The sequence below is a fragment of the Sphingopyxis sp. genome (genome assembly GCF_036402335.1).
Lineage (GTDB): Bacteria > Pseudomonadota > Alphaproteobacteria > Sphingomonadales > Sphingomonadaceae > Sphingopyxis.
This window is the reverse complement of record NZ_DASWTD010000624.1, coordinates 1-7,888: the sequence shown is the minus strand read 5'-3', so window position 1 is coordinate 7,888 and position 7,888 is coordinate 1. Positions and strand designations below refer to the sequence as shown.

At 63.9% G+C, this 7,888-nt stretch carries 5 protein-coding genes; 3 read left to right on the top strand and 2 right to left on the bottom strand.

Annotated features, from left to right (window positions below; all coding sequences use genetic code 11):
• Together VGD20_RS20060 and VGD20_RS20055 are read right to left on the bottom strand one after the other, a co-directional pair.
• The coding region (locus VGD20_RS20060) for an MFS transporter (RefSeq protein ID WP_331136141.1) at nucleotides 1-1,128 on the bottom strand (1,128 nt) is incomplete at its 3' end.
• Nucleotides 1,129-1,619: 491 nt separating this feature from the next.
• Nucleotides 1,620-2,654: a LacI family DNA-binding transcriptional regulator gene (locus VGD20_RS20055; RefSeq protein ID WP_331136140.1), complete on the bottom strand. Its 1,035-nt coding sequence runs from the start codon at nucleotides 2,652-2,654 to the stop codon at nucleotides 1,620-1,622.
• Nucleotides 2,655-2,970: 316 nt separating this feature from the next.
• On the opposite strand from VGD20_RS20055, the gene VGD20_RS20050 reads away from it, so the two are divergent.
• The 3 genes from VGD20_RS20050 to VGD20_RS20040 all read left to right on the top strand — a co-directional run.
• Nucleotides 2,971-5,718: a TonB-dependent receptor gene (locus VGD20_RS20050; RefSeq protein WP_331136139.1), complete on the top strand. Its 2,748-nt coding sequence runs from the start codon at nucleotides 2,971-2,973 to the stop codon at nucleotides 5,716-5,718.
• An 89-nt stretch (nucleotides 5,719-5,807) separates the two neighbouring features.
• Nucleotides 5,808-7,316: a tryptophan halogenase family protein gene (locus VGD20_RS20045; protein ID WP_331136138.1), complete on the top strand. Its 1,509-nt coding sequence runs from the start codon at nucleotides 5,808-5,810 to the stop codon at nucleotides 7,314-7,316.
• A partial coding sequence (locus VGD20_RS20040; protein ID WP_331136137.1) for an alpha-amylase family glycosyl hydrolase occupies nucleotides 7,313-7,888 on the top strand: 576 nt, incomplete at its 3' end. The genes VGD20_RS20045 and VGD20_RS20040, both read left to right, overlap by 4 nt.

Here is a 7,888-nt window from a genome sequence, read left to right as displayed (position 1 = left end):
GATGCGTTTCGACAGCCAGGGGAGCAGGGTCAGCGCCGCGACCGCGGCGACGGCGTTGTAGATGGCGAAGAGCTCGCCGACCCAATTGGCGGCCGCCTGATAGGCCGCGCTCGCGGCATCGGTCGATCCGAAATGATATTGCGCGACGATCGGTGTCGTGTTGATCCACATGATGAACAGCGCCGACCAGCTGAAGAACTGGACGAGCGCGAGCCGCTTCATCAATTCGGGCATCCCCGCGAAGTCGCCGACGATGCTGGAGAGCATGTTCTTTTCGCTGCCTGCCCGGGCGAGCGCGATCGCGAGCAGGCTCGCGAGACCATAGCCGATCAGGAGTGTGCCGAGCAGCAGTACCTCACGGAGCAATGCGAGCTCGATCTGGACAATGAGTATGGCGATGCCGGCGGCAATCCAGACGCAGCTGCTGCGATAGCTGTGCGCCGCGAGCGCGCGGACCGGAGGGGCGTCCGCCGTGCCGCCGCGCTCCTCATAGGACGCCATTTCGGCGGGGTCATATTCGCGCGTCGTGACGACGGTCCACAGCACCGACAGGAACAGCGCGAGCCCGCCGAACCAGAAAGCATAGCGCACGGTGTCGGGAATCTGCCCCGGCGGCGCGACATTGGCGACGCCCATCACCTCCATCAGCGTGGGGAAGAGCGATCCGACGACCGCGCCCGCGCCGATGAAGGCGGTCTGCACGGCATAGCCGACGCTGTGCTGGTCGCGCCGCAGCATGTCGCCGACGAAGGCGCGGAACGGCTCCATCGAGATGTTGAGCGAGGCGTCGAGGATCCACAGCATCATCGCCGCGAACCAGATCGCCGGGCTTTCGGGCATCACGAACAGCGCGATCGCAGCGAGGATGGCACCGGCGAGGAAATAGGGGCGGCGACGGCCAAGCCGGCCGAGCCAGGTGCGGTCGCTCATATGGCCGATGATCGGCTGGACGAGCAGCCCGGTGAGCGGCGCAGCGATCCAGAGACCGGGAAGCTTCTCGATATCCTCGCCGAGCGACTGGAAGATGCGGCTCATATTGGCATTCTGCAGCGCGAAGCCGATCTGGATGCCGAAAAAGCCGAAACTGATATTCCACAGGCCGGCAAAGCCCTGCTTCGGCTTGTCCATCACGCGTCTCCCCTTGGGGCCGCCGCTCGCGGCTCTCGTCGCGCCGGGTGTTGCAGCCCCGGCACAGGAGGGCAAGCGCGGCGCGGCTAGGTATACGAATACGTAGAGGGTCGGGTTTCGACCGGTGGCTGCCGATAGGGATGTGCACCCCGGCGAAAGCCGGGGCCCAGAGCGTAATCGCGCAATGCCAGCCTTCTGACGCCATGGACCCCGGCTTTCGCCGGGGTGCGCAAGGGACAACTCACCACCCCAAATCGGACGCCCGGAAAAAAGGCCTTTCCTACATTATCCGCCCATGCCAACCTTCATCCCGGCTCTTTCATCGGATGGATAAAAGCGTTTGCCGGCCGGTGTGGGCAAACGGTCAGGGCCGGGCGCTTCCAGCACCCGGCAGGGTCAAATGGAACGGCGCACAAGGCTGAACTTTACTGACCTTTGGACAATGTTGCAGCGGCAGCGGCAGCTTCCCACCCCAAAACCCTCGTCACCGTCTACACGGCGGTGCTCTGCCGCTTGATCAGCCGCGCGGGCAACATTCGCTGGTCGACCGGCCGACCCTCGATGCGGCTGAGCAGCGCGTCGACGAGCAGCGTGCCCGCGCCCTTCATATCCTGCATCACCGTCGTCAGCGTCGGCGAGGTCAGGCTGGCGGCGGGAATGTCGTCGAAACCGATGATTGCGACATCGTGGGGCAGCTTGAGCCCGGCCTCGGTCAGCGCGCGCATCGCGCCGATCGCGATCAGGTCGCTTGCTGCGAAAATGGCGTCGAAGGGTTTGCCGTTTTCGATCAGCGACCTCGCAGCGGCATAGCCCGAATCCTCCGAGGACACTGCGTCGCGCTGCAAGGCGGGATCGGGCTCGATACCCGCCGCCCGCATCGCGCGGCAAAGCCCGTCGTAGCGGTCCTGAAATTCGGGAGCATGGTCCGATGCGTCGCCGAGGAAGGCGATATTCCGGCGTCCGATCTCGACCAGATGCGCGCCGGCCTGTTCGCCGGCACCCACATTGTCCGACCCGACGGTCAGCCCGATGCCTTCCTCGGACACCGACCCCCAGCGCACGAATTTCGTTCCCATCTCGACCAGATGCTCGAGCTTGGTGAGATAGAGCTGGTAATCGCCATACCCAAGCAGGATGATCCCGTCGGACCGGTGGCTGTCCTGATAGGCGACGTGCCAGTCGTTGTGCATCTGCTGGAAGCTGATCAGCAGGTCGTATCCGCGCAGCGCGCATTCGCGGGTGATCGACCCCAGCATCGACAGGAAGAAGGGATTGATCATCGATTCGTCGGGCGTCGGGTCTTCGAAGAAGAGCAGCGCGAGCGTGTGGGTGCGCTGTGAACGCAGGCTCGAGGCGTTCTTGTCGACGGTATAATTGAGCTCGCGCGCGATGCGTTCGATATTGGCGCGGGTTGCGGCGCTCACAGACTTGCTGCCGCGAAGCGCGCGCGACACCGTGGGCTGCGAGACGCCTGCGAGGTAAGCGATGTCGAAACTCGTCGGCTTGGCCGAGGGCTGGCGGCCCATGTCTCTCTCCCTGCCGCAGCGGCCTTGTCGCTGTCGTCTGGCCCGAGACTAGCGATCGGCCCGGTCGCTGCCAAGAATTTGCATCGGCCGAAAACCGCGGATCGGGCCGTGAAAGCGTGACATTTCGGCGACAGATCCGCCCTACGCATAATATGCGTATACGTATACCCACTGGCCGCGCCCGCCGATTGGTTCCAATTGCGGCGGGTCGACGGGAAAACCCGGGGCTTCAGCGAGAGGATGTCGCGCGGCACGATTGCCGCCCCCTTTTGCTGTCGCCCGGGTCAGGCCGCCCGTCGCAGCAGGGGACTTTCTAATGACCAGATCCATCAGCCTTCGTCGCGGTGCCAGCGCCATCGCGTTCGGTGTTGCCTTGACCGCTTTGCTGCCCGGCGCCGCGATGGCGCAGGATACGACCGCACCCGGCGACGAGGCGCCGGTCGAAGGCGAAATCGTCGTCAGCGGCATTCGCGGTGCGATCAACAATTCGGTGCAGGCGAAGAAGGCGAACACGTCGATCGTCGAAGTCGTCTCGGCCGAGGACATCGGCAAGCTGCCCGACCTGTCGATCGCCGAATCGCTGTCGCGCCTGCCGGGCCTTGCGACGCAGCGCCTCGACGGGCGCGCCAATGTCGTGTCGATCCGCGGCCTCGCACCCGATTTCACCACGACCTTGCTCAACGGCCGCGAGCAGGTCTCGGCGAGCAACAACCGCGGCGTCGAGCTCGACCAATATCCGTCCGAACTGCTGAACGGCGCGATCGTCTACAAGACCCCCGACGCGTCGCTGATCGGGCAGGCGCTCGGCGGCACGATCGACATGCGGACGGTGCGCCCGCTCGCCTATGGCAAGCGCGCCATTGCCGCCGGTGCCCGCTTCGAGGTCAACGATCTCGGCAAGCTTAATCCCGATATCTCGAACAAGGGCTATCGCGCCAATATCTCCTATATCGACCAGAATGCCGACGGCACGCTCGGCTGGGCGATCGGCTATGCGCGCATGCAGTCGCCGACCGCCGAAGAGCGGTTCAATGCCTGGGGCTATCCCGAGGCAACCGACGGGACGAACACCGCCTTCATCATCGGCGGCGCCAAGCCCTATGTGAAGTCGAACGAGCTGAAGCGCGACGGCGTGATGGCGGTCGTCGAATGGGAACCCAGCGACAAGTTCCACACGACGATCGACGGTTACTGGTCAAAGTTTCGCGACGAGCAGCGCCTGCGCGGCATCGAATTCCCGCTGGCATGGGGCAATTCGACGCTGCAGCCGGGCTTTACGATCGAGAACGGCCTGGTGACCAAGGGCGTCTGGACCGGCACCGAAGCGGTGATGCGCAACGACGTCGTCCATCGCAACTCGACGATCATCGCCGGCGGCTGGAACACCCAGTTCAAGCCCAATGACAAGCTGACGCTCGAACTCGATCTCGGCTATTCGCGGATCAAGAAGACCGAGGAAAATCTCGAAATCTATCTCGGCACCGGTCGCGGTCCGGGGGTCGGCGCGCGCGAAACCGCGCTCGGTTTCGAGATGCGCCCCAAAGGCGGCATCATGTTCGACCCCTCGCTCGACTATGCCGATCCCGACCTGTTCGTGATCACCGATCCGCAGGGCTGGAACAGCTGCGGGGGTTCAGTGCCCAATTGTCAGGACGGTTTCGTCAACACGCCGCGGGTCAAGGACGAGCTGAAATCGCTGCGCGTGCAGGCGACGCAGGAACTGGGCGGCGTGATCAGCAGCGTGCGCGTCGGCGCCAATTATTCGGACCGCAAGAAGAGCCTCGACGATCGCGGCTTCGTGCTGACGAGCGAGAATTACCCGGCGAATACGCCGGTGCCCGCCGATTATCTCTACGACCCGGTGTCGCTCGATTTCATCGGCATCCCCGGCATGGTCGCGTTCGACAGCTGGCGTTTCTATAACGACGGCAATTATACGCTCACCGACGGGGCGGGCTTCGACCCGGCGCGCGTCTTCAACGATTACACGATCCACGAAAAGGTGCTGACCGGCTTCGTGCAGGCGAATTTCAACGCCGATGCGGGAAGCACTCCGATCCGCGGCAATGTCGGCGTCCAGATCGTGCATTCGGACCAGACGGGGTCCAGCTTCTATGCGCAGGTCGTCGGCGGCGTCACCCAGTCGACCCCGATCACCGACGGTGACAAATATACCGACATCCTGCCAAGCCTGAATCTGACGGTCGAGTTTGCCGACAACACCTTCCTGCGCTTCGGCGCGGCGCGTGTGCTGGCGCGGGCGCGCATGGATCAGCTGAAGCCCGGCGGCGGCGTCAATTTCGATGTGACGAAACGCAACAATACCAATCCCGCCGACTCGCCCTGGTCGCTCGACCTCGGCAATGCGAAGCTGCGCCCGCTGATGGCCGATACGATCGATGTCGGGCTCGAGAAATATTTCGGCCAGGGCGGCTATGTCTCGCTCGGCGGCTTCTATAAATATCTCGAAAATTACATCTATCGTCAGGTCAACCCGTTCGACTTCTCGCAGTTCGAGGTTCCCGACGGCGGGTCGGTCGGTACACGCGCCGGGGTCAGCCGGCAGTGGCTGAACGGGAATGCCGGCCGCGTCTATGGCGCCGAAGCATCGCTCTCGCTGCCGTTCGCGACCTTCACGCAGGCGCTCGACGGCTTCGGCGTGCTCGGTAGCGCCTCTTATACCAAGAGCCGCGTGCGCGAGACCGGGCCCGACCCGATTTCGATGCCCGGCCTCTCGAAATGGGTCATCAACGGAACCGCCTATTTCGAAAAGGACGGTTTCCAGGTGCGCGCGTCGGGCCGCTATCGCTCGAAGTTCCTGGCGGAGGTTTCCACCCTCAGCCTCGCTCGCGACGTGTTCATGGCCAAGAGCGAGTTCGTCGTCGATGCGCAGGTCGGCTATACCTTCCAGAGCGGCACGCTCGAAGGGCTCGGCATCCTGCTCCAGGCATCGAACCTCACGAACGAGCCTTTCGTGACCTATTACAACAACGACCCGCGCCAGATCCGCGACTATCAGAATTACGGTCGCAACTTCATGGCCGGTATCACATACAAGTTCTGACATGATGCGCGGGCCGGGCGGCAGGCTCGGCCCGCCCGTCGCGGAACGGACCGTCGCTTGGCGGCGCCGGACGAGAGGAAACGGGCAGCGTGAGCGATAGACGCATCACGAAAATAGTGATCGTCGGGGGCGGAACGGCGGGCTGGATGGCCGCCGCGGCGCTGTCACGCACGATGGACAATCTGTCGATCCGGCTGGTCGAAAGCGACGAGATCGGCACGGTCGGCGTCGGCGAGGCGACGATCCCGGCGATCCGCCTGTTCAACGCGCTGATCGGCATCGACGAGAATGAGTTCATTCGCGAAACTGGCGGGACGTTCAAGCTTGGCATCCAGTTCCACGACTGGGGCAGGATCGGCGACGTCTATATGCATGCTTTCGGGCAGATCGGACGCAGCCTCGGGATGTTGCAGTTCGCGCAATATTGGCTCCGCGGCCGGAACGACGGCGTCGCGGGGCCGCTCGGCGACTATTCGCTCAATGAAATCGCGGCGCGTCAGGACCGGTTCGCGCGGCTGCCGCAGATTCCGAACACGAGCCTCGACGGCATTGCCTATGCCTTTCATTTCGACGCCGCGCTTTATGCCGCTTATCTGCGCAAGATCGCCGAACGCGCGGGCGTCGTGCGGACCGAGGGCAAGATCGCCAGCGTCCGGCGGAACGGCGAAAGCGGTCATGTCGAAGCGGTCGTGCTGGAAAATGGCGAGGAAATCGGTGGCGAGCTCTTCATCGACTGCTCGGGCTTTCGCGCGCTGCTGATCGAGGAAGCGCTCGAAACCGGGTTCGAGGACTGGACGCACTGGGTTCCCTGCGACCGCGCGATCGCGGTGCCGAGCGAAAATTCGGGCCCGGCGCGGCCCTATACGCAGGCGATCGCGCACAAGGCGGGCTGGCAATGGCGCATCCCGCTCCAGCACCGCACGGGCAACGGCCATGTCTTTTGCAGCGACTTCATCAGCGAGGACGAAGCGACCGCAACCTTGCTCGACAATATCGAGGGGCCGATGCTTGCCGAGCCGCGAACGCTGCGTTTCCTGACGGGCATGCGGAAGCGTGCATGGAATGGCAATGTCGTCGCGCTGGGTCTCGCCTCGGGTTTCCTCGAGCCGCTCGAATCGACGAGCATCCACCTGATCCAGAACGGCATCGCCAAGCTGCTCGCGCATTTTCCGGGTCGCGATTTCGATGCCGCCAATATCGATGCCTATAACCGGCGTGTCCGTTTCGACTACGAGCGCATCCGCGACTTCGTCATTCTCCATTATCACGCAAACCAGCGCACCGACTCGCCCTTCTGGATCCGCTGCCGCGAAATGGGCATTCCCGAAACGCTGGCGCGCAAGATCGGGCTTTTCCAGAGTCAGGGCCAGATCGTGCGCGAGGGCGACGAACTGTTCATCGAAATCGGCTGGTTCCAGGTGCTGACGGGCCAGAATATCATGCCCGGCAGCTATCATCCGATGGCCGACCTGCTCACGCACGGCGAACTGGCGGGCTTTTTCGCCGACATCGAAACGATCGTCGCGCGCACCGCGTCGCATCTGCCCACCCACGAGGATTTCATCGCGCAGCATTGCGCGGCAGGAGTGCCCGCATGAGCCTGTTCGCATCGATCGTCGCGCTGAGCCTGGCGGGCGCTGCGCCCGCGACCGTGCCGGCCGACGATTATCGCCAGCGGCGGCCCGAGGACGAGATCATCTATTTCGTCCTTCCCGACCGTTTCGAGAACGGCGATTCGAAGAACGACCGCGGCGGGCTGAAAGGCGACCGGCTCGCGACCGGCTACGACCCCACCGCCAAGGGCTTTTTCCACGGCGGCGACTTGGCAGGCCTCACGAAGCGGCTCGACTATATCCAGGGCATGGGGACGACCGCGATCTGGTTCGCGCCGATCTTCAAGAACAAGCCGGTGCAGGGACCGAAGGGTGACGAGAGTGCCGGCTATCACGGCTATTGGGTCACCGACTTCACGCAGGTCGACCCGCATTTCGGCACCAATGCCGAGTTCAAGGTCTTCGTCGACGCGGCGCATGCGCGCGGCATGAAGGTCTATATGGACATCATCGCCAACCACACCGCCGACGTCATCACCTACAAGGAGGGCGCGGCGGAAGGCTTCCGCTATCGCAGCCTCGCCGATTATCCCGCTTCGCGGCGCGGCGGGGCGAAG

Coding starts and splice junctions, on each gene's coding strand:
- VGD20_RS20050 (WP_331136139.1), top strand. CDS start 2,971: ATGACCAGATCCATCAGCCTTCGTCGCGGTGCCAGCGCCATCGCGTTC.
- VGD20_RS20055 (WP_331136140.1), bottom strand. CDS start 2,654: ATGGGCCGCCAGCCCTCGGCCAAGCCGACGAGTTTCGACATCGCTTAC.